This is a genomic window from Bradyrhizobium sp. 1200_D9_N1_1 (genome assembly GCF_052075915.1).
In the GTDB taxonomy this organism is placed as follows: domain Bacteria; phylum Pseudomonadota; class Alphaproteobacteria; order Rhizobiales; family Xanthobacteraceae; genus Bradyrhizobium; species Bradyrhizobium diazoefficiens.
On sequence record NZ_CP197226.1, the window covers coordinates 3,495,788 to 3,517,255 of the forward strand.

Here is a 21,468-nt window from a genome sequence, read left to right on the forward strand (position 1 = left end):
CAGGCGATGTTCGTTTCACCCTTTGTTAGCCATGTCACGGCACGCTGGCCCCGTCACTCGATCCAGAAGCGATCGAACGAAGACGCGTAAGCCAGAAGGGTAAGAGTCATGTCCGGTATTGTTCTCTCTGCGTCGGTTCGTCAGAACCTCCTGTCTCTCCAGTCCACCGCTGATCTTCTCGCCACCACACAGAACCGTCTGTCGACCGGCAAGAGCGTCAACTCGGCCCTGGACAATCCCACCAACTTCTTCACCGCGCAGTCGCTCGACAACCGCGCCAGCGACATCAACAACCTGCTTGATGGCATTGCCAACGGCGTGCAGGTGCTGCAGGCGGCCAACACCGGCCTGACCTCGCTGCAGAAGCTGATCGACTCCGCGAAGTCGATCGCCAATCAGGCGCTGCAGACCACCGTCGGCTACTCCACCAAGTCCAACGTCTCCACCACGATCGCGGGTGCGACGGCGGCCGATTTGCGCGGCACGACGAGCTTCGCCAGCGCGACGGCGAGCAGTAACGTGCTGTACAACGGCACGGCCGGCGGCACCACCGCGGCAGGTTCGTCCGCCACTCTCGGTGCGAGCCAGGGCTCGTTCGCGGGCACCGGGGGTCTTGCGGCTGACGGTACGACCGGCATCTCGTCGGCCACCACGCTGCTCGGCACCACCGCCAGCGGCAAGCTGACCACCGCTCCCAGCGACGGCGACACGTTGACGGTGAACGGCAAGACCATCACCTTCCGCACCGGCACTGCGCCGGCTTCAAGCGCCGTTCCGACCGGTTCGGGCGTCAGCGGTCATCTCGTCACCGACGGCAGCGGCAACACCACGATCTATCTCGGTGACACCGCCACGACTTCGACGCTGGCGACCGTGGGCGACATTCTGGCCGCGGTCGACCTCGCCAGCGGTGTCAAGACCGCGACGATCTCCGCCGGTGCTGCGACCATCGGTGCCGCCTCCGGCGCATCGCCGTCGACTGCCGCTGCGGGCGTCGTGACGCTCAAGAGCTCGGTCGGTGCCGATCTGTCCGTGACGGGCAAAGCCGACTTCCTGTTTGAGCTCGGTCTGACGGGGGCGACGGGTGGTGGCAATGCCACCGTGACTGCGACCCGCACGACCAGTGCCTCCTCACTCGGCTCGCTGCTGCAAGATGGCTCGTCGCTGAATGTCGATGGCCACGTCATCACCTTCAAGAACGCGCCGGTCCCTGGCTCGAGCAACGCCCCCGCAGTTCCGAGCGGCTTCGGTGTCAGCGGCAATGTCCTGACCGACGGCAACGGCAACTCGACGGTCTATCTGCAGACCGGAACCATTGCCGACGTGCTGAAAGCGATCGACTTTGCCACCGGCGTGCAGACCTTCTCGCTGAACGGCAGCGGTGGCGGCACGCTCGCGACCGCGGTCGGGCAGGCTGCATCGACGATCAATACGTCTGGTCAGCTCAAGCTCTCGACCGGCATCAATGCCGACCTGTCGATCACCGGCACCGGCAATGCGCTGAACGTGCTCGGCCTCGCCGGCAACACCGGGACTGCGACCGCGTTCTCGGCGGCGCGCACCTCCGGGATCGGCGGCATCGCCGGCAAGACCTTGACCTTCACCTCCTTCAACGGCGGCACGGCGGTCAACGTCACCTTCGGCGACGGCACCAACGGTACGGTCAAGACGCTCGATCAGCTCAACACCAAGCTTCAGGCCAATAACCTGGCAGCGACGATCGACGCCAACGGCCTGCTGACCATCACGGCCTCCAACGACTACGCATCCTCGACGCTCGGCTCGACGACCGCCGGCGGAGCGATCGGCGGCACGCTGACGTCGGCACTGACGTTCTCGACGGCTTCCAACCCCGTCCAGGATGGCGTTGCGCAGACGGCCCGTGCCAACCTGGTGTCTCAGTACAACAACATCCTGAACCAGATCGACACGACCTCGCAGGACTCCTCGTTCAACGGTGTCAACCTGCTCAATGGCGATCAGCTCAAGCTGGTGTTCGACGAGACCGGCAAGTCGAGCCTGAACATCACCGGCGTGACCTACAACTCCAAGGGTCTGGGCCTCGCCGCGCTGACCGTCGGCGTCGACTTCATCGACAACGCCGCAGCCAACAAGGTGCTGACCAATTTGAACGCCGCGTCGAGCACGCTGCGCTCGGAGGCGTCCAGCCTCGGCTCGAACCTCTCGGTGGTGCAGATCCGTCAGGACTTCAACAAGAACCTGATCAACGTGCTGCAGACCGGCTCGTCCAACCTGACGCTGGCAGACACCAACGTCGAGGCGGCCAACAGCCAGGCGCTCTCGACCCGCCAGTCGATCGCGGTCTCCGCGCTGTCGCTCGCCAACCAGTCGCAGCAGAGCGTGCTCCAGCTGCTCCGCTAACAAGTATTTGAAATAACTGAGTAAAATCTGGCGGCGGGACACTTGGCCCCGCCGCTTTTTTGCGTCCGGAGGCGGGCAGGGGCGTTCATTCGCCATTAACCCTATCGCTTAAACCGGCGTTAACCATACTTTAAAGGACACCTCCTAAAACTGGACCAAAGCCCGCTTTCGAGACCGCGCGGCCGATTCGTATCCGGTTCAAGAGGAAGACTCGCCAATGTCCAACATCGTTCTCTCGGCGTCAGTTCGCCAGAACCTGTTGTCGCTGCAGTCGACGGCCGACTTGCTGGCCACGACGCAGGAGCGGCTGTCAACCGGCAAGAAGGTCAACACGGCGCTCGACAATCCCACCAACTTCTTCACCGCGCAGGGGTTGGACAACCGGGCGAGCGACATCAGCAACCTGCTCGACGGCATCAACAACGGTGTGCAGGTGCTCCAGGCCGCCAACACCGGCATCACCTCGCTGCAAAAGTTGATCGACAGCGCGAAATCGATCGCCAATCAGGCGCTGCAGACCACGGTCGGTTACTCCACCAAATCGAACGTCTCCACCACGATTCCCGGTGCGACACCCGCCGATCTGCGCGGAACGACCTCCTACGCGAGCGCAACCGCCAACAGCAACGTGCTCTATACCGGTGCAGCCGGTGGCGTGACCCCGGTGACGGGGACTGCCGCGCTCGGCGCCTCACTGGGTTCGAACGCCGGCTCGGCGGTCGGTTTTGCCGCGACCGCCGCCGACGGCACCACCGTACTGTCAGGTACCGCCACGCTGCTCGGCACCACGGCATCCACCACCTTCGGCGCGCCCCCCGCGGACGGCGACACCATCACGGTGAACGGCAAGACCATCACCTTCCGCACCGGTATCCCGCCGACGACGCAGCCGACCGGCTGGGGTCTCGACGCCAGTGGACACATCGCCACCGACGGCAATGGCAACTCGATCGTCTATGAGGGAACCGCGGTTGCGCCCAGGGCGACCGTCAACGACGTCCTCAGCGCGATTGACCTCGCCAGCGGCGTCAAGACCGCAACGATCAGCGCAGGCGCGGCGGCCATCGCTGTCAGCGGTTCGACCGGTCCCATCGGTACGCTTCAGGTGGCATCGTCCATCTCGGGCGGCGGCCAGGTCACGCTGAAGAGCTCGACCGGCGCCGATCTGAGCGTGACCGGCAAGGCTGATTTCCTCAATAAGCTCGGTCTGACCACGGCGACCGGCGCAGGCAATGCGAACGTGACCGCGAACCGGTCGACGACCGCGGGCTCGCTCGGCACCCTGGTCCAGGACGGCTCGACGCTGAACATCGATGGTCACACCATCACCTTCAAGAACGCCCAGACGCCACAGTCGGCGGCCAGCGTGACCTCGGGTGGCGTCAACGGCAACATCGTCACGGACGGCAACGGCAACTCGACCGTCTATATCCAGAGCGCGACGCTCACCGACCTGCTCAACTCGATCGACCTTGCCACCGGCGTCAAGACCGCCAGCATCTTCAACGGCGCGGCGTCGCTGACGACCACTGCGGGCCAGATCCCGTCGTCCGTCAACAGCAGCGGCCAACTTGCGCTCTCCACCGGCATCAACGCCGACTTGTCGATCACCGGCACCGGCAACGCGCTCCACGCGTTCGGCCTCAGCGGCAACACGGGAACGGCGACCGCCTTCACCGCGGCGCGCACCTCCGGTGTTGGCGGTGTCAGCGGCAAGACCCTGACCTTTACCTCCTTCAACGGCGGCACGCCGGTGAACGTCACCTTCGGCGACGGCACCAACGGCACCGTCAAGACGCTCGACCAGCTCAACGCGCAGCTTCAGGCGAACCATTTGACGGCGACGATCGACGCCAATGGCTTGCTGACGGTGACCACCGTCAATGAATATGCCTCCTCGACGCTCGGTTCGACAGCTGCGGGCGGCACGGTCGGCGGCACGATCACCGGCATTCTGGCCTTCACCACCGCGCAGCCGCCGGTCCAGGATCCCGTCGCGCAGACCGCGCGCTCGAACCTGGTCAACCAGTTCAACAACATTCTGGCGCAGATCGACACGACGTCGCAGGACTCCTCGTTCAACGGCGTCAACCTGCTCAACGGCGACACGCTGAAGCTCGTCTTCAACGAGACCGGCAGCTCCACGCTCGGCATCAACGGCGTGGTGTTCAACGCGGCAGGTCTCGGCCTCAGCAACCTCGTCAACGGCGTCGACTTCATCGACAACGGCGCCACCAACAAGGTGCTGACCAGCCTGAACGCGGCCTCGAGCACGCTGCGCTCGGAAGGTTCGGCGCTCGGTTCGAACCTCTCGATCGTGCAGGTGCGTCAGGACTTCTCCAAGAACCTGATCAACGTGCTGCAGACCGGCTCATCGAACCTGACGCTCGCCGACACCAATGAGGAAGCGGCCAACAGCCAGGCGCTGTCGACCCGCCAGTCGATCGCGGTCTCCGCGCTGTCGCTCGCCAACCAGTCGCAGCAGAGCGTGCTGCAGCTGCTCCGCTAATTTCGCAGCGCAAGACCGCTACTCGAGATATCGCGGCGGGGCTAACGCTCCGCCGTTCTTTTTACGGAGATCGCTAAGGCAGGATTAGCTGAGATTGATGCCCATCACGCGAAGCAAGTTTACAGCGTGTGTGCGTGCATCTAGCTTTGCGCTGACGAAGAAACTCCGCGACCCGTAATTATCCGGAGTGCTTCCAAGCGCACACGTAAGCAAATCTTAAGCGGTGCTGCCTAGGGTTGGGAAAGAAATCCTTAAGCGCGTTCAACGGGCTAGGTAACCTCCAGGGTGTGATTGATGTCGAATTCCGCTGCCTCGGCTTACGCGCGTGTTGCAACGACCACCGCATCTCCTCGCGACATCGAGGCGCAGACCCTGCTCAAGGCCGCCAACAAGCTCCAGGATGCGGTGAACAACGCCGATCCGCTCAGCGAGCAGACCATGCAGGCGCTGATGTTCAACCGCAAGCTCTGGACGATCTTCCTGAGCGAGGCGATGCGCGACAACAATCCGCAGCCGATTGACGTTCGCCAGAAGATCGCCAACATCAGCGTGTTCGTGCTGAGCCAGACCGCGGCGCTGCAGATGAGCCCGCAGTTCGATCACTTCCGCCCGCTGATCGAGATCAATCGCAATATCGCTGCCGGTCTGTCCGGACGGCCGTGATGGAGGCCCGTCGTGGCCGACATCATGAGCATTTTGTCGACCGCGTATAAGCCGAACGTTCTTTCCAGACGGCTCGTTCCGTTTCGGGAATAGCAAATTCACGCTGACTGACGCGCGCAAGGCCCAGATCAAGAACGTCGTCACTGATCCTGCGACGGACTCGACTTATCTCGAGACCGCGGTTGCCACGCTCGATACCTGAGCGTCAGGCGCTGACATCCGTATTGAGCGGACGCGAGGGTTTGGACTTCAGATCCTCTGCATGGAAATAAGCTCGCCGGCGCAGCATCGCTTCGTCGGGGAACTGATTGACCACGGCGTCGGTCCTGTCGTTGACGACCTGGAAGACGAAGGATGCGGCGGCCTGGTCGAACACCACCTGCCGCGAGATGTTCTCGCTGTTCGGCAAATCATTGCGCACGGGCGCGCTCGTATCGCTCGCGGCGACCGTCTGGCTCACCGGCAAATCGGTTTGCACGGCCTCGTTCGCCGCCGCATTCGACGTCGTTATGATCTGCGCGGGGGCCGGTATCCCCACCGGCCTGATGCTGAAATCTGTACTCATGGCAGCCTCCTGGTTGCCTCGTCCGAGTCAAATCCCAACCCCTCTCAATGCGCAACCATGGAACACCAGGATTGAAGACCCGGTAAGGAAACGTGACTAACCGCGCGACGATATCGCCGCGCGGTTTTTCGTAAAATTGTCGCTTGTTTTCTGCGCGTTCAGAGCGAGCGGCTGACGGTGAGCGGGGTGATGTGGCGCGGGCCCGGAGTGGCGCGGCGTCCCGCGGCCGTATAGGTGTTCGGCACGTTGCGCTTCTGGATCTCGGCATTGACGCCGCGCACGACGCTCTCGGAGACCGCGTGCGCGGTCGCGAGCACGGTGAGATTGACCTGGAGCATCGCGCGGAACGCATCGTGATGCCGATGCAGCGTCGAAAGCAGCTCGGGCGCCGATTTCGCGAGCTGGGCCTGGTTGGCCTTCAACTGGCTGACGGCGCCGACATAGTTTCGCGACAGCTCCTGTTTCCTGCTCTCGAGCATCATCGCTTCGCGGACGTTGCCGGCGCGAACGAGTTCGGTCTCACGCTCGATCAGTCCGAGCAGGGCGCTCATCGCATCCATCAGGTCTTCGGCGAGCTTGCGCGCCTGGGCGTTGCCGGGCGCGGTGTTCGGGCGCTGCGCTTGCATCGGCTGGCGTGAGGCGGTGAACTGGTTCATCTCGTTTGACCTTATGCCGTGCGGACGGTTTTCGCCTGCTGCATGATGAGAGTGCGGTAGACCTCGGTGGCGACGCCGACGCCGCCGGCCTTGGCGAAGTTCTTGGAATACTGCTCGGTCAGCATCGAGCGCCATACGCCGGTGCCCGTCGTGTCGCCGAACGGGCCTTCGCCCTTCAGGCCCGAGGTCATCTGCGAGAACATGCTGTTGAGGAACATCGCCTCGAAATCGGTGGCGGTCTTCTGCGCCTTGGCCTGCTGCTGCGGCGAGACCTTTTGCAGCGCGGCGGCGAGCTCGAAGTCGGGCCGGCCGTTGCGGCTTTCCACCGAGAAGGCCGAGGAGGCGGCGGCGCGCGGGGTGTTGATCATGCTCGTCTGCATCACATCACCTCGATATCGGCTTCGATCGCGCCGGCGGCCTTGATCGCCTGGAGGATGCTGATCATGTCGCGGGGGCCGATGCCGAGGCCGTTGAGGCCGTCGACGAGCTGCTGGAGCGAGACGCCATCCTTGACGAGTGCCAACTTCCTGCCGTCCTCGGTGACGCTGACGCTGCTGCGCGGTGCGACCACGGTCCGCCCTCGGGACAGCGGATTGGGCTGGCTCACCTGCGGGCTTTCGGAGATCGTGACGGTGAGGTTGCCTTGTGCCACCGCGACGGTGGCGACGCGAACGTCGCGGCCCATCACGATGATGCCGCTGCGCTCGTCGATGACGATCTTGGCGGCGAGATCGGGGTCGACCTGGAGCTGCTCGATCTCGGTGAGGAAGGCGACGACGTTGCCCTTGAACTCCGGCGGAATCGAAAGCTGCACCGTCGATGGATCGATCGGCTCGGCGGTCTTGACGCCGAGATAGTCGTTGACAGCCGCCGCGATGCGTTTGGCGGTGGTGAAGTCGGCATTGCGGAGCGCCAGGCGCACGTTCGGCAGCCGGTTGAGCGCGAACTCGATCTCGCGCTCGATGATGGCGCCGTTGGCGATGCGCCCCACGGTCGGAACGCCGCGCACGATCTTCGCCGCTTCGCCCTCGGCCTGGAAGCCGGAGATCGCGAGCGAACCCTGCGCAACCGCATAAACGTTGCCGTCGGCGCCGAGGAGGGGCGTGACGAGCAGGGTGCCGCCCTGGAGGTTCTTGGCATCGCCGAGCGCGGAAACGGTGACGTCCATGCGCGTGCCTTGGGTGGCGAAGGCCGGCAGATTGCCTGTCACCATCACGGCGGCGACGTTGCCGGTGCGGATGGTGGCGCCGCGGATGTTGACGCCCATGCGCTCGAGCATCGCTTGCAGCGACTGCTTGGTGAAGGGGATGTTGTTGAGCGTGTCGCCGGTGCCGTTGAGGCCGACGACGAGGCCGTAGCCGATGAGCTGGTTCTGCCGCACGCCCTCGATATTGGCGAGGTCCTTGATGCGCGAGGTCGCGCTTGCGGACGTGACCGACAGTGCCAGCGCTGACAGCGCGGCGCAGGCCACCCCAACAATCCTCACCCAACGAACGCCTGGCATCCTCTGCTCCCCGAGGCTCCTCAAATCTCGGACCATCCTCGACACTCCCATGACGAGCTGGTCCGACGCTTTCCTTGCGAGTGCTGTGCCAACGCGGGGCAGTGGGCGTAGGTCGCTGAATAGGTTGAATAAATCTGTTTCGACCGGTGTCAGCGGGCGTTGTCCCTGAGGAGCGAAACTGCCGCCCGTCGGCAGATTTTGCCGGGCTGTTTACGCGCCGTTAACCATAAAACAGCGAAGGTGAGGCATCGATCACCCGGATTGCTGCGATGCGCATCTACGGACCGAACGGCACCACGCTTGGAACGCCGGCCAGCCAGGCCAGGCGGACGGGCTCCGGCACCTTCGTCTTGCCCGACACCTCGTCGGCGCAGGAGACGCGAGCGGCTGCGGCGCCGAAAGCAGCGGCCAACATCGATGCCCTGCTCGCGTTGCAAGGCATCGAGGAGGATCCGGTCGAGCGCCGCAAGCGCTCGGTCGCGCGCGGCAGGACCGCGCTCGACGTGCTCGACGATCTCAAGATGGGCCTCTTGTCCGGCAATCTCGACGCGTCCACCGTGATGCGGCTGCGCGATGCTGCGGCGAACCTGAAATCGTCCTCGGGCGATCCCGGGCTGGACTCCGTGCTCTCCGAGATCGAGCTGCGCGTCGAGGTCGAGCTGGCGAAGGCGGGACAGGCGTAGTCGGGCAGGCTGTCGTCGCCCGGCTTGACCGGGCGACCCAGTATTCCAGAGACAGTAGTTTTGAATCGAGACGCCGCGGCGTACTGGATGCCCCGGTCAAGCCGGGGCATGACAGCGGAATTTCGTGTGAGCGCGCCGCGTACGTTTGAGAAAGGGCTTACGCCGCTTCCTCCTCCTTCTGCGCGTCGTAGCGGCGCTGGGCGGCGAGCACGTCCTTCAGGTTCTGCTCGGCCCAATCGCGCAACGGATCGACGGCCGCGGCGAGTGTCAGCCCGAGCTGCGTGATCGAATATTCCACCGTCACCGGTACGGTCGCGATGGCGCGGCGCTTGATCAGGCCGTCGCGTTCGAGCGATTTGAGAACCTGGCTCAGCATCTTCTGCGAAATGCCTTCAATCGTGCGACGCAACTGATTGAAGCGCATCGGCTCCTCGCGCAGCAGCAGGAGGATCAGCACCGCCCATTTGTCGCCGACGCGATCGAGAATCTGGCGCGTGGGGCAGTTCGCTGCATAGACGTCGGGCTTCATCTTCGGGTCCTCGATCCATTGAAGTCGCTTGCCGGCTCGCTTGCCGGTTACTCCTGCGTAATCAGGTGAGCACAAAGTGCTCTCTTAACACCAGCTTTCTTTGAGATATCTAGTCGCTGCTAGTTACCACAGAAGCAAAGGAGCCTTCCATGAAAATCGCAGTCGCCGGCGCCTCGGGCCGGGCCGGGTCGGAGATCACCAAGGAACTGTCCCGCCGCGGCCATAGCGTCACGGCCATCGCCCGGAACCCCGAGAAGATCGCGGCCCTGCCGAACGTCACACCCACCAAGGGGGATGTGCTCGATCAGGCGGGTCTCGCAAGGCTGTGGGCCGGGCACGACGTCGCCGTGAGTTCCGTGCACTTCCTGACCAGCGACGCGCTCAAGCTGATCGGGGCAGCCAAGGACTCCAAGGTCGGCCGCTACCTCGTCGTTGGCGGGGCTGGCAGCCTGGAGGTTGCACCAGGCGTGAAGCTGGTCACAACTCCCGGTTTTCCGGCCCAATACAAGGCCGAGGCGGAGGCTGGCTCCGCCTTTCTCGACCTGCTGCGGCAGGAAAAGGAACTGAACTGGACCTTCATCTCGCCATCGGCGCTGTTCGTCGAGGGCGAGCGCACGGCCAAGTTCCGGCTCGGGACCGATCAGCTTCTCGCAGATGCGAACGGCAAGAGCTGGATCAGCTTCGCCGACTACGCCATTGCGCTTGCCGACGAGGTCGAGCGGCCGGCCCATTTGAGGCAGCGTTTCACGGTCGGATACTAGGCCTTCGGCCGCTCCCGGGCCCTTGCGGATAAACCTTCCTGTGCAAGGGCTTGGGGGCGCCGGCTGGGCGATCAGGGAAATATTGTCTGTCACAGGAGGCCGCTATATAACGCCCCGCTCAACGGACCCCGTTCCGTTTGCGAGTCGTTGCTTAGACAGATAGGCCGCCCTTGGAAAAGTTGAAAAACTACCGACCGACCGAAAAAGAGCCTTTCATGAACGACCGGCAGAAGGAGTACTTCCGGTTGAAGCTCCTTGCCTGGAAGGATGAGATCCTCAAAGAGTCCAAGCTCACCCTGCAAGCCCTGCAGGAGGAGAACGTGAACCACCCCGATCTCGCTGATCGGGCATCGTCCGAAACCGACCGCGCCATCGAACTCCGCGCCCGCGACCGCCAGCGCAAGTTGATCGCCAAGATCGACGCCGCGCTTCAGCGTATCGAGGACAACACCTACGGTTATTGCGAGGACACCGGCGAGCCGATCTCGTTGAAACGGCTCGAGGCCCGGCCCATCGCAACACTCTCGGTGGAAGCGCAGGAGCGCCACGAGAAACGCGAGAAGGTCTATCGCGACGAATAGAGTCAGAGCCGCAGCGATGCGGCTCTTTGTTTTTGGACTATGCCGCCACCGAAAGAACGAGTCGGTAGCGCATTAAGAACGAGTCGGTTGGTGCCAAGGCATCTCTTCAACCGACAGTTGGCGCGCGCCTAGAGGAACGTTCTAGGTCGCGCTCGGTTGGGCGCGCGCCGAAGAATTTTTTGCTAAGAATGAATTAGCGCGAGCAGGACCTGCAGGGGCGACGGTGCAGGGCGTCGATCTTTCAGTACCAGTTACCTTGAAGTTCGACCCCTCTTAGTTCCTTGATCATTGGGATCATGCCTTCGGTCGGCACCCTTCCATCTGTCAGGTGGTCCAATAGCTCGTGGACTTGAAGAACACGCGGCATTCCCGCTTCGTCGTAAAGTGGCTCGTCGATCAGCCACGCGAACTCAACGAATGGCGACACGACACGCCATTCGATCGATTTGGCCCAGGACACGTCGAAGTTTGTGCCTTTTGGCTCCTTCGCGACCCGGTCTGCAAGTGACCGCGCCTGGTCGACCTTCTCCAGGATGAACTTCTTTCTCTTCTCGAAGACGCTCGGCTTTCCAAGTTCGAAGTCGAGAGGCAGCTCGTAGGAGAAACATTCGATCAAGATAAACCGGTCGTTCAGCCGGACGGCGGCGTCGACCTCGCGCGGATTGCCGCTTGTCCACTTGAGGTCGCCTTCGAGGCAGAGGTCAAGTCCTCGAGCCCGGATCGCGCTGCGTACGGAGTTCTCAAAGCTTTCGCCGCCGCCGGCCGCCTTGCGCAGACCCACGAAGATCGTATGCAGGGCAGGTAGGATCGCCGCCAGATCGATCATTACCTTGCCCATCGATGGAAGAAGGATTGGGCGCTTACCGCCACTCCAGAGACCAATGTTCTTCTGAGCTTCTTCGCTCAAGGATATGAACTCGACGGCTTTGCGCACCTCTTCGACAGTGAATACCTTTTCGTGTCCTAGTTGCTTTGCGAACCAAACCGCTTCACTCGCGAATTCGTCGAGGTCGAAGCTGACCATCGTGTAGCCGCGGAACATCAGGTTAGTAAAGTTGTTCATCGTCCGGTCGCGGCGCTGCGCCCACGTCGAATGATGCATCGTGATGCCGACGTAGGTGCCAAAGAACGCGGCAGCCCACACCGCGAACAGTACCGCGTCGAAATCGATCCCGTACTTCAGCCTGAACGGTTCGCCCATAAATGCATTCTCCTTTCGGAACTGCGCCAAGGAGAACGTGCCGATCTCGAAGTTGGTGGCGCCGTACCCGCGTCCGATGCGACCCGCGACGCTGTTCCAGGCGGGATACTCTTCCGTCTTCGGGTTCGGCTTCAACTGGGCGAACTTGATCGTGTCGCCACCTTCGGCTTCAGTCTCGCCGGCATTTTCTTCGTCGAGCCAGGTGCCAAGCCGCGTATGAAAGCCAAAGGTTTCGGCGTTCCTCGCGTCGTGAAGCTCGAACGTGAGAGGGTTGACGACGCTATCCTTGTAGCGGTGCGACCCTAGTGCAGGATCCCACTTGATCAACGATCCCTTGCCGATGCATCGCATCGCGGCCGATGCCCGCCAGTATTCGTAGCAAAGCCCCTCGATGGCGAACACGTCTATCAAGTCAGACCGGCGGAAGTCGGTCATCACGATCTGGTCTGTTTCGCGCAAAGCCTGGTAGGCCTTCTTCGCCTTCAATTTCCCTCCATACGCTTCGGCCATGGCTTCATACCAGGCGCCGTCGAGTAGGGTCTGTAATCGCGTCCGGCGGACAGGACCAAGGTCATCGGTTTTGTTAAGCGCACCGTGCTTCGCGTATGCGAGCTCGGCGATGCCGCGCACCAACATCACGGTGGCATCGTCGTTGTTGAACCCGTGCGCCTCCGCGAGCATGGGGCGCAGACGCCGATGGAGATGAAACCAAAATCCAGGAGAGTGACCTCGAACGAGCGCTGCGATCTCCGCCTCGACTTTGTCCAGATACGCGCGGAAGACGAGCCACACCTGATCGCCCGCGGCTTCGCCCAGCGGGATGAGCTGAGGTGCCAACTCCCGTTGTCGCAGTTCGCGAGGAACGTCGACGAGCCGCCGACGAATTTCCGCGTGATGTTTGAACATCAGATACGGAAACGTCTGCGAGTAGTAGAACTGCGTTACGACAAGCGGATCCTCTCCACCCGCCTTTGTTCGAATATTCATTCACGCGATCTCATCATCCGGTCGCTGGATGCGACCTGGGACTCGAAGATTCTCTCAGAGACAAGGGTTTAGGCCTGAAAAGATAGCATTTTGCGCGAAGGGCGTCGACCCGATAGTTTCTCGCGAGCCTGCCGTCGGAGCAGCTTGGTGCGAGGCTATTCGAAGGCGCATCGTTCCTCGTTCGCGGCTTGCAGTCTGTTGAAATCGGCGAACGAGTGAAACGAGCCGTCGCTTCGACTCGATCAGGGACTCGATTGGGACCGAAAGGCAGATAGGCTATCGACGACACGTCGTTTCAGATCACGAGTCCATCCGAAAGGATTCGCTTGCATCTGCGCCACAACTTATTTGGAAGCGTTAGAGTGAGGCACGCCTTTCACGGTGTGAGGTGAAAGGCGAAGCCAACAAGTCGCTGCTGTCGAGTCCTTCCACAAACAGTCGGCGCGAGCGAGCACTTGCCGAGGTCGGGAGTGGCGGAGAAAGTGGGACTCTCTCCCCCGATGCCGCGGATGCGCAAAACCCCCCGAAAAATAAGGATTCCTATAACGCCCGGCCGAGTTTTGTGACCACCGCTGTGTACCACCTTACGGGGCAGACAAGGACTCGAATTTCAGGTGATTTCGAAGCGGCTCAGGAATGACGTCGAGCCGAAGATTCCCCGCCTGCTCTTATCTGGTTGCGACGAGACGACCGGAGGCGCCCGCGAGAGTCGTATTCCGTGTCCGGCACCTGAGCGGGAACAACTGTCCGCTGCGGCAGCCCGTTGACCGTGCCAAGCGGCGGCGCGAACGTCGTCGCGAGGCGCGCGAACGCGCGAGAGCGAACGCCTCTTGAGGTGACATCGAGACCAAAGAAGAAGCGCCGGCTGGGCGCGGCGGCCTGGCTAGTCCCGGACTGTCGATTGCCTCCCCAGCCCCAAGCGTACCGCCGTCGCCTTGTTTGCGGCCATGCCGGCCCGATCTACCGAGTGTGTTTCGATTCCGCGGTGGGGTGCGTTGTGCACCAGGTCCTTACAAGGCCGGCAAGGCGCGAGCCGAGGTGGACGGGAGCAGAATCCGCGCGGTGTCGCCGGCCGCGACCGGTCCGCCGGCCCGAACCACGCCCAGCACCCCACTTTTGAATGGAGGGCCCGTTTCCGCCGACGAGAGCACCTGCCGTTTCAGGCCGGTCCGGAAGCGGTCGATGAGGACGCAGGGTGTCCGGAGGCCGGTCAGCTCTACGATCGCCGCGGGTCCGAGCTGGATGAGCGTTCCGAGCGGCAGCAGCTCGAGGTCCAGGCCGGCAGTCGTGATATTCTCGCCGAGCTCTCCCGCTGCGACCTCGAAGCCAGCCTCCGAGAGCGAGGCGAACAGCTCGGATCGGATCAGGTGAACCTGGCGCAGATTGGGAAGCCGAGGCCGGCGACGGGCGAGATAGCGGTGCCGGACAAACGGGCCGGCATGGGCATCGCATTCAACACCATGGCCCTCTACCAGCACGATCCGATCCTGAGGCGGCTTGCTGAAGTGGTGGCCGCGATCGGCGGCGACCGCGACCACGGTGCCCCCCAGCGAGAGCGCGTGCGCCTGCTGCATCAGGCCGCCCGGGCGAGCGAGCGCCGCTTCTGCCGAAGGTAGCGCGTGAGGTCCGAGAGAGGCATCGCGTTCAAGACCCTGGCGGCGGGGACACCGCCCTTGCGGGTCATCTCGACGCCCCAGTGCATGTGGTCGAGCTCCGGGATCGAGTGCGCGTCCGGATTGATGCTGAGCATGCAGCCGAAGTCGAGGGCGGCCTGGTGCCAGCGCCAATCCAGATCGAGGCGCCACGGATGGGCGTTGATGCTGCACCGCAGCGGTCTCGACGATTGCCGACCATCCGTATTTGATGTCAAATTGATCCTTGTTCTGGGTCGAGCTTTTTTGATGTCCATTTTCAGGGAGGAATTGCGATGCTGCGGGCCTGCTTCTCATGCCTCTTCGTTGCGATCGTTTCGCTGTCAGCAATGGCCGCTGACGGTGATCCGAAGCAGAAGGTCGAAGCGATCGCTTCGGAATATGCTGCAAGCTTCAACAAGCAGGACGGTGCGGGAATTGCCGCCCTGTTCGCGGCGGGCGGGATCCACGTCAATCCGGCCGGTCCGCGTTCCGACATCGCGGAATTCTACCAAGGCGCGTTCAAGGCTGGGTTCGACCACGAGGAGATCACGGTCGACCAGGCATGGCCGCTGGGGTCGGACATGGCGCTTGCCATAGGGGCGTACCGCCTCGCAGGCAAAAATCAGAACGGCGCGCCCATCGAGACGGGAGGTATCTGGACGGCGACCTACGTGACCGAGGGCGGCAAGCTCAAGATTCGTTTGCTGTCGGCGATGCCCAAGCCGCCGCCTCCGAAGTAGGAGGTCGCCTAATGTTCGACGCGCCTACCACAGCACTCTTGCGTGCGGTCCTCGATGAAGTCTGCAAGAGCATCTCGGGGTGCGAGATCGGGATGCGCGCGCACCTCGCTTCGAAGATTTTGGAAGCCGCAACGAAGGGCGAAATCTCCCACGAACGATTGAGGCGAGCCGGGCGCAAAGCCCTGGGCGCCAACCATATGGCGCTGAGCGCAGGGGGCGGGGATGAATTTTCAGGTCACGGTCCTGAAAATCCTGGTGAGCTATCCGGACGGCTTCGCCGTCATGGCCGACCTCAAGCGCGACATGGCGATTCTGGCGACCAGCGGACGTGACTGGGCCGAACGCACCAAGCGGCTGGCTGCGCGCGTGCCCGAGCTGGACATCTTCTCGCAAGGTCTCGTCGAGAGGCTCGACGGCGGCTGGCGTATCACCGAGAAAGGCCGCGCCGTTCTCGAGATCATGGAGGCGCGGCCGGTTGCCGTGCCGGCTACCGAGCAGCCTCCCATCCGGGCGACCGATGCCTCGACGCCTGCGGCGACACCGGCGGCATCCCCCGTCGCGACGGGCCGACGCAAGCGGGACCAGAAGCGGCGTCGACGCGATCTGGTCGCAGCGCGGGCAAGGGCCAAGGCTTCGTAACGGAGCCCATCTCAGGCCAGCGTAAGAAGGCGTCGTCCGTCACCGATTTGCCGTCAGCTTCCCGCAACGCCCTCCCGGGCGACGGCCTCCACCTCGCCCAGATTGGCATGGCCGTTCGCGGCCCGCAGGAGCGCTTGGACAACGTATTTGCGGGTTTCTTGATCGACGCCGCGGGGAGCTTCCGGCAAATGGTCTCCAGCGCCTCAAACCGTAGGAGCAACAGCTTATTCCAGCTCAATTTGCGTTTGAACGGACCTGACGACCCGTTCGAAGGCAGCTTTAGCCAGCCGATCATCAGTGAGCCATTCCATTGTCCAATTCGGTCGACCCTCCAGTTCCCTGAACGTGGCGACTTCGTAAGCGCCTCCGGTGCGCGACAGTGACGCCCCGAGCGTTGGATGGTCACGCACCAGGGACCAAACCCTTGCTTCGATGTCGCGTCGGCTCGCCCTAACCGGATGCAGTTCGTATTTAGCCTGCAGGTCACTGGCACTCTGGTCGAGGCGCGCATAACAGGCCACGGATACCTTGTTGTCCTTTCCGGCGATCCCAAAGCCCCAATTTGCATCGGGGCGCGGCGTAGGACCAAATATGAAAAGATCCTCCAACTCGCCGCACTCTTCGTGCTTGCGAGCGGCCGCCAGCATCATCTGGCGCAGTTCTTCTTCACTCTTGCGATCCTTGACCACCTACATCTCCCCCGAGTACTCATGCCGTACTGCTTTGAAAACCCGTCGCCGCGCCATTCGTTATCATTGATCGGCCGTGCGTCTCACGGGCACAGCTTTTGCTGGACCCACCTCGACGCTCGCGCTGCGAGCAGCGCCATTGCGTTCGAACCGAAGCTCGACGCGGCTACCGACTGGGGTAAGGCCAATCAAATTGCGAAGCTGGGACGCGCTCCGGATCGGCGTGCCATCGACAGCCTTCACGATGTCGCCCTTTTGCAGCCCCGCTTGCTCCGCCGGCGAACCACTGGCAATCTCCGCGATCAGCGCCCCTTGATAGCTCTCCTTGGCCGCAAGATCGACTCCAAGATCGCGGATGGATATGCCGATCTGGCCGCGACGAACTTCGCCGTATTGAACAAGCTGCTCCATGACGCGGCGGGCCATGTTGATCGGCACAGCGAATCCGATTCCGACGTTACCCCCGCCCGGAGAAATGATCGCCGTATTGATCCCGACAAGTTGTCCCCTCAGGTTAATCAGGGCGCCGCCCGAATTTCCGGGATTAATGGATGCGTCGGTCTGGATGAAGTCCTCATACCCTTGCTTGCCAAGGCCGGTTCGGCCGAGGGCGCTGACAATTCCCGAAGTTACGGTCTGACCCAAGCCGAAGGGGTTCCCGATCGCGATCACGAAATCACCGACCTCGATCCGATCGCTGTCACCCAACGGGATGGCCTTGAGGTTACCTCTTAGTCCTTGCAGTTGAAGAACGGCAACGTCGGTTGCAGGGTCACGCCCAACCAATTTCGCGTCGAACTTTCGTCCGTCTTTGGTCGTGACTTGGGCCTTAGAGATCTGCGCAACGACGTGATTGGCGGTGAGTACATAGCCGCGTTCGGCGTCGACGATTACGCCCGAGCCGGTTGCCTGGACTTCCTTTTCAAGCTGCTTGGGAAGATCAAAAAACTCTCGAAAGACGGGATCGCGGTAGAGCGGATTGTCCTCCTTGACCCGGGCGTGCACCGAAATGTTGACGACCGAAGGGGTGGTTTCCCTTACCACAGGCGCAAGGGTCGGGATTTGGCCGCCCCTGATGTCCGGAACCTGTGCGAGCACGGGCGACCACGCGATAGAGGCGCAAAGGAGCAAGACAGCGGCGAACCGTCGATCCTTTATTACTGATGAGTTCTTCGACATGGTGAGTAAACGAGTTTTGTAGAGGGGGAATTCCAACGTCCCGACGATCGCACGCCCGGACGTTGGAAAGTGTCAGCCATTGCGATTGATCGCGATGCGGCGGACATTTTTGGCTTCGGCGGATTTCGGCACGGTTATGGTCAGGACGCCGTTCTTGAACGCGGCCGAGACTTTGTCCTCGTCGATGCCCTCCAGCGGGATACGCCGTTCGAATCGGCCGTAGTATCGTTCGCTGAAACGACGTGCCTTGTCTTCCGATTCGGATTTTTTCTCGCCGGAGATCGAAAGAACTCCATTCGCGATTTCGAGACTGACGTCCTTCTCCTCCAGGCCGGGCAGCTCAGCGGTGATGCGCACCTCCTTGTCCGTTTCATCGATGTCGATCTGGGGCCAGCCGAGCCCGCTCAGTCCCCGGCTCGATCCGAACGGCGCAAGATCAAAGCCGCGGAATACCTCGTCGAACATCCGGTTCATCTCGCGATGCAATGTAAGAAACGGATTCACATCGGCTCCGCGGTGAATGCCGACCTCTCGTCCGCCGTTATTCCACGGAATGAGGTCCTTGATACCCATGGTGTGTTCTCCTCAATTCAGGCGACTTCCGCCGCGAATCGCCGCGGAAGTCTGTTCTTCGCTGATGTGCGCGTTGCGTGGCGGTCAGGCCGCCTTGCCGTCGATCTGCCGGACGTTCGAAGCGGACGAACCGCTGATCGAAATCCGGCGCGGCTTCATGGCCTCGGGGATCTCGCGCACCAGTTCGATCTGCAGCAAGCCGTTGTCGAACGAGGCTCCCTTGACCTGGACATAGTCCGCCAGATTGAACTGCCGCTTAAAGGGCCGAGACGAAATTCCCTGGTACAGGAACTCGCGCTGCTGTTTTTCCGACTTCCGGCCTTCGACCGTCAACACGCTTTGTTCTGCGGTGATCGCGATTTCATCGGCCGAGAAGCCAGCCACCGCCAGCGAAATCTGGTAGCGGTCTTCGCTCAGTCGCTCGACGTTGCATGGGGGATAGTTATCCTCCGTGCCGGCCTGTTGCGCGGCGTCCACAAGATCGAACAGACGGTCAAAGCCGATGGTCGACCGCCAAAGGGGAGCGAAATCGTAGGTGGTCCTCATAGCCAAATCCTCCACTGAGCAAGATGGGTACGAGCAGGCGTCGGACACCTCCGGCGCCCGTCTCCGCCGGGCCCCCGAAGGGCGCCCGGACCGCTTGTCGCGGCACGCTAAAAATTAGAAAAAGCCGATTCGATTTCAAGTGGGCGATCAACGATTTTCAGCGACCGGGGAATCCGCCGATATGGTTTTGCTCGCGGTCGCCCGGATTCTCGCGAAGAGCGATCACCTTCCGGCCTCACCAAGTCATAACTACCGCGTGTCTGGCTTTCGACGTCCGCGAATTGGAGAGGATACGGGATCCGCCTCTCATGCTGCGCCCGCAATCCCACCTGTTGTCAAGACAAGTCGGTGTTGGCGATGCCGGCTCCCTCCACCGTCAACGCCGGCGAGCCGCACAACCTGTCTCGAACATCGCGGCCTGCAAGGCGACAACGACTGCTCCAGTCGCTGCGGCTGTGTTTGCCATCACGAGAAGAATGACCAACGGAGTAAACATGGCGATCGGTCCAGTGATCTTTTTGCGGGCTTAGGCCCGCGCCACCCCCTGCTTCATTTCTTTCGCGCGGGAAGACGGCGGGCCATTGGCCTCATGTCGACTTGTCAGCATCGCAGCCTTTACCTTTTGAAACGCTCGCTCCTCGATCTGGCGAACCCGTTCGCGGGATACTCCATATTCCGCGGCAAGTTCTTCAAGGGTCGTCGACTCCTCGTTCAGCCAGCGCGCGGTGAAGATGTTGCGTTCGCGAGCGTTGAGGTTGGCGAGGGCGTTAGCGAGGGCCAGACGACGCTGCTTGGCCTCCTGCTCCTCGGCCAACGTGATTTCACAAGTCGGCGCGGGATCGACAAGCCAATCCAACGTTTGTCCGCCCTCATCCTCGTCGTGGATCGGTACATTCAAGGAAGCGTCTCCACGCAGGCGGCGGTCCATGGCGACAACGTCTCGTTCAGCCACCTTGAGACGCTCAGCAATTAGCCTGACCTGCTCCGGACGCAAATCGCCGTCCTGTAGCGCAGAGATCGCGCTTTTGGCCCTCCGCAGTTTGAAGAAAAGCTTTTTCTGGCTGGCGCTCGCGGCGATCTTGACCAGCGACCAGGACCGCAGGATGTACTCCTGGATGGAGGCCCTGATCCACCACATCGCATAGGTGGCAAGGCGAACGCCCCGATCCGGATCAAACCGCCTCACAGCCTGCATCAAGCCAATGTTTCCTTCCGAGACAATTTCCGCGATCGGGAGGCCGTAACCGCGATAGCGCATCGCTATCTTGGCGACGAGCCTGAGATGACTGGTCACCAGGTGGTACGCTGCGTCGCGATCCCGGTGCTCGCGCCAGCGCCTTGCGTAGGCGAGCTCCTGCTCGGGCGTGAGCAAGGGAAACTTACGGATCTCGACTAGATATTTCGACAGCCCAGCGTCGACAGACGGGGCAGGTAGAGCGGCATTGTTAAACATCTTGCAAACCCCCATTAGAGCTAAGGAATTGGACTCGTTTCATCGGGCCTCAATCGACCGGCTCGATCTCGCTTGATCGAGGGGCACGCGCACGGACACGCCGGCACAGGTGCGGCGGCCGGTAAGCGGCTCGGCCTTGTGGTGAGCCCGTCGAACAACCAAGCCGTCAGGCCGCTTCGCGCTCGATCTGCTGGACGTCGGATGCGGCCAGATTGTCAATCGGGATCCGGCGAGGCTTCATGGCGTCCGGAATCTCGCGAACCAACTCGATCTGCAGCAGGCCGTTGTCGAACCGTGCTCCCTCGACCCGGACGTGGGCAGCCAGACCGAACTGCCGCTTGAAAGGTCGCGACGAGATGCCTCGATAGACGAAGTCCCGCCGTCCTTTTTCGCCCTTGCGACCTTCGATGGTGAGCACGCTCTGTTCGGCCGTCACGGTGATTTCATCGGGGGAGAAACCGGCCAAAGCCAGCGAAATCCGATACCGGTCGTCAGACAGGCGTTCTACATTGCAGGGTGGGTAGTTGGCTTCGCCGGCGGTGTGCCGGGCCGCGTCGACCAGATCGAACACGCGGTCGAAGCCGATAGTTGATCGCCACAGGGGGCTGATGTTGTAAGTCCTCATAGCCAAATCCTCCAAGGAGCAAGATGGGTACGAGCAGGCGTCGGACACCTCCGGCGCCCGTCTCCGCCGGGCCCCTAGGGCGCCCGGACCGCTTGTCGCGGCGAGCAGAAAACTAGCAAATCGCCTTTCGGTTTCAAGTAGAGAGCGGAGAATTTTTGTCCGAAAACTAACCCAATGTTACCGAGCCACGGAGCACGTCTTCAAAATTAGGCAAAGCCATCGAGGGGTCTTCAGGGGCCTTACCAGACGCCCCTGCGTCGGTAAGCGATGCGGCAATATCGTACTGAGTTCGATCGTCAGGCGTGTAAACGCTGCAATTCCGCTTCGGCCAGTTCGACCAACCGGGTGAGCCTTTGGCGATGTTCTGCA

Annotated in this window: 21 protein-coding genes and 2 pseudogenes; 9 read left to right on the forward strand and 14 right to left on the reverse strand. The window is 62.2% G+C overall.

Annotated features, from left to right (window positions below; translation table 11 throughout):
• Positions 1-108 precede the first annotated feature (108 nt).
• The 3 genes from AB5K84_RS16655 (at position 109) to flaF (ending at position 5,554) form a co-directional block, all read left to right on the forward strand.
• Entirely contained in the window at positions 109-2,382 is a 2,274-nt protein-coding gene (locus tag AB5K84_RS16655; protein ID WP_110116628.1) for a DUF1522 domain-containing protein, read from the forward strand.
• A gap of 217 nt (positions 2,383-2,599) precedes the next feature.
• Entirely contained in the window at positions 2,600-4,891 is a 2,292-nt protein-coding gene (locus AB5K84_RS16660) for a DUF1522 domain-containing protein (protein WP_110116627.1), read from the forward strand.
• Between the two features lie 294 nt (positions 4,892-5,185).
• Positions 5,186-5,554: a flagellar biosynthesis regulator FlaF gene (flaF, locus tag AB5K84_RS16665; RefSeq protein WP_008554779.1), complete on the forward strand. Its 369-nt coding sequence runs from the start codon at positions 5,186-5,188 to the stop codon at positions 5,552-5,554.
• 205 nt (positions 5,555-5,759) lie between these two features.
• Here flaF and AB5K84_RS16670 read toward each other — a convergent pair whose 3' ends face one another.
• From AB5K84_RS16670 to AB5K84_RS16685, 4 genes are all read right to left on the reverse strand, one after another.
• Positions 5,760-6,119 carry a hypothetical protein gene (locus AB5K84_RS16670; protein WP_011088583.1) on the reverse strand — a complete coding sequence of 120 codons (360 nt, stop codon included), beginning with the start codon at positions 6,117-6,119 and terminating at the stop codon, positions 5,760-5,762.
• 158 nt (positions 6,120-6,277) lie between these two features.
• Entirely contained in the window at positions 6,278-6,775 is a 498-nt protein-coding gene (locus AB5K84_RS16675) for a hypothetical protein (protein ID WP_011088582.1), read from the reverse strand.
• 11 nt (positions 6,776-6,786) lie between these two features.
• Complete coding sequence (gene flgJ, locus AB5K84_RS16680) at positions 6,787-7,155, reverse strand: flagellar assembly peptidoglycan hydrolase FlgJ (RefSeq protein WP_038967161.1); 369 nt, start codon at positions 7,153-7,155, stop codon at positions 6,787-6,789.
• On the reverse strand, positions 7,155-8,279 hold the full coding sequence (locus AB5K84_RS16685) for a flagellar basal body P-ring protein FlgI (protein WP_028173283.1): 1,125 nt from the start codon (positions 8,277-8,279) through the stop codon (positions 7,155-7,157). The genes flgJ and AB5K84_RS16685 overlap by 1 nt, the downstream gene beginning before the upstream one ends.
• A 269-nt stretch (positions 8,280-8,548) precedes the next feature.
• Here AB5K84_RS16685 and AB5K84_RS16690 point away from each other — a divergent pair, with 269 nt between their 5' ends.
• Positions 8,549-8,962, forward strand: coding sequence for a flagellar assembly protein FliX (locus AB5K84_RS16690; RefSeq protein WP_028173284.1), 414 nt, complete (start codon positions 8,549-8,551; stop codon positions 8,960-8,962).
• A 157-nt stretch (positions 8,963-9,119) separates the two neighbouring features.
• On the opposite strand, the gene AB5K84_RS16695 is transcribed toward AB5K84_RS16690, so the two are convergent.
• Complete coding sequence (locus AB5K84_RS16695; RefSeq protein ID WP_028173285.1) at positions 9,120-9,491, reverse strand: winged helix-turn-helix transcriptional regulator; 372 nt, start codon at positions 9,489-9,491, stop codon at positions 9,120-9,122.
• Between the two features lie 149 nt (positions 9,492-9,640).
• Between AB5K84_RS16695 and AB5K84_RS16700 the strand changes: the two genes are divergently transcribed.
• Positions 9,641-10,252 carry an NAD(P)-dependent oxidoreductase gene (locus AB5K84_RS16700; protein ID WP_110116626.1) on the forward strand — a complete coding sequence of 204 codons (612 nt, stop codon included), beginning with the start codon at positions 9,641-9,643 and terminating at the stop codon, positions 10,250-10,252.
• Positions 10,253-10,467: 215 nt separating this feature from the next.
• Positions 10,468-10,833, forward strand: a complete 366-nt coding sequence (gene dksA, locus AB5K84_RS16705) for an RNA polymerase-binding protein DksA (RefSeq protein ID WP_008554760.1) — start codon at positions 10,468-10,470, stop codon at positions 10,831-10,833.
• A gap of 241 nt (positions 10,834-11,074) precedes the next feature.
• On the opposite strand, the gene AB5K84_RS16710 is transcribed toward dksA, so the two are convergent.
• The 3 genes and pseudogenes from AB5K84_RS16710 to AB5K84_RS16720 form a co-directional block, all read right to left on the reverse strand.
• Positions 11,075-13,021, reverse strand: coding sequence for a hypothetical protein (locus AB5K84_RS16710; protein ID WP_162603646.1), 1,947 nt, complete (start codon positions 13,019-13,021; stop codon positions 11,075-11,077).
• Between the two features lie 1,010 nt (positions 13,022-14,031).
• Positions 14,032-14,595: an MOSC domain-containing protein gene (locus tag AB5K84_RS16715; RefSeq protein ID WP_110116622.1), complete on the reverse strand. Its 564-nt coding sequence runs from the start codon at positions 14,593-14,595 to the stop codon at positions 14,032-14,034.
• Positions 14,595-14,840: pseudogene (locus AB5K84_RS16720) on the reverse strand (DNA polymerase/3'-5' exonuclease PolX); the annotation flags it as partial. The gene AB5K84_RS16715 and the pseudogene AB5K84_RS16720, both read right to left, overlap by 1 nt.
• A gap of 108 nt (positions 14,841-14,948) precedes the next feature.
• Here AB5K84_RS16720 and AB5K84_RS16725 point away from each other — a divergent pair.
• The 3 genes and pseudogenes from AB5K84_RS16725 to AB5K84_RS16735 all read left to right on the forward strand — a co-directional run bounded on the left by AB5K84_RS16725 (position 14,949) and on the right by AB5K84_RS16735 (position 16,034).
• Entirely contained in the window at positions 14,949-15,395 is a 447-nt protein-coding gene (locus tag AB5K84_RS16725) for a YybH family protein (RefSeq protein ID WP_011087994.1), read from the forward strand.
• Positions 15,396-15,406: 11 nt separating this feature from the next.
• Positions 15,407-15,602: pseudogene (locus AB5K84_RS16730) on the forward strand (hypothetical protein).
• A 15-nt stretch (positions 15,603-15,617) separates the two neighbouring features.
• Positions 15,618-16,034, forward strand: a complete 417-nt coding sequence (locus tag AB5K84_RS16735; RefSeq protein WP_011087993.1) for a hypothetical protein — start codon at positions 15,618-15,620, stop codon at positions 16,032-16,034.
• Between the two features lie 224 nt (positions 16,035-16,258).
• On the opposite strand, the gene AB5K84_RS16740 is transcribed toward AB5K84_RS16735, so the two are convergent.
• From AB5K84_RS16740 to hspA, 6 genes are all read right to left on the reverse strand, one after another.
• A complete protein-coding gene (locus AB5K84_RS16740) occupies positions 16,259-16,723 on the reverse strand; it encodes a hypothetical protein (RefSeq protein WP_441232544.1) in 465 nt (154 codons plus the stop codon).
• 63 nt (positions 16,724-16,786) lie between these two features.
• Positions 16,787-17,902, reverse strand: a complete 1,116-nt coding sequence (locus AB5K84_RS16745; RefSeq protein WP_011087991.1) for a trypsin-like peptidase domain-containing protein — start codon at positions 17,900-17,902, stop codon at positions 16,787-16,789.
• A 72-nt stretch (positions 17,903-17,974) separates the two neighbouring features.
• A complete protein-coding gene (locus tag AB5K84_RS16750) occupies positions 17,975-18,475 on the reverse strand; it encodes an Hsp20/alpha crystallin family protein (protein WP_011087990.1) in 501 nt (166 codons plus the stop codon).
• 84 nt (positions 18,476-18,559) lie between these two features.
• Complete coding sequence (gene hspB / locus AB5K84_RS16755; protein WP_011087989.1) at positions 18,560-19,021, reverse strand: small heat shock protein HspB; 462 nt, start codon at positions 19,019-19,021, stop codon at positions 18,560-18,562.
• A 526-nt stretch (positions 19,022-19,547) separates the two neighbouring features.
• Positions 19,548-20,474, reverse strand: coding sequence for an RNA polymerase sigma factor RpoH (gene rpoH / locus AB5K84_RS16760; protein WP_011087987.1), 927 nt, complete (start codon positions 20,472-20,474; stop codon positions 19,548-19,550).
• A gap of 166 nt (positions 20,475-20,640) precedes the next feature.
• Positions 20,641-21,099: a small heat shock protein HspA gene (gene hspA, locus AB5K84_RS16765; protein ID WP_011087986.1), complete on the reverse strand. Its 459-nt coding sequence runs from the start codon at positions 21,097-21,099 to the stop codon at positions 20,641-20,643.
• Positions 21,100-21,468 lie beyond the last annotated feature (369 nt).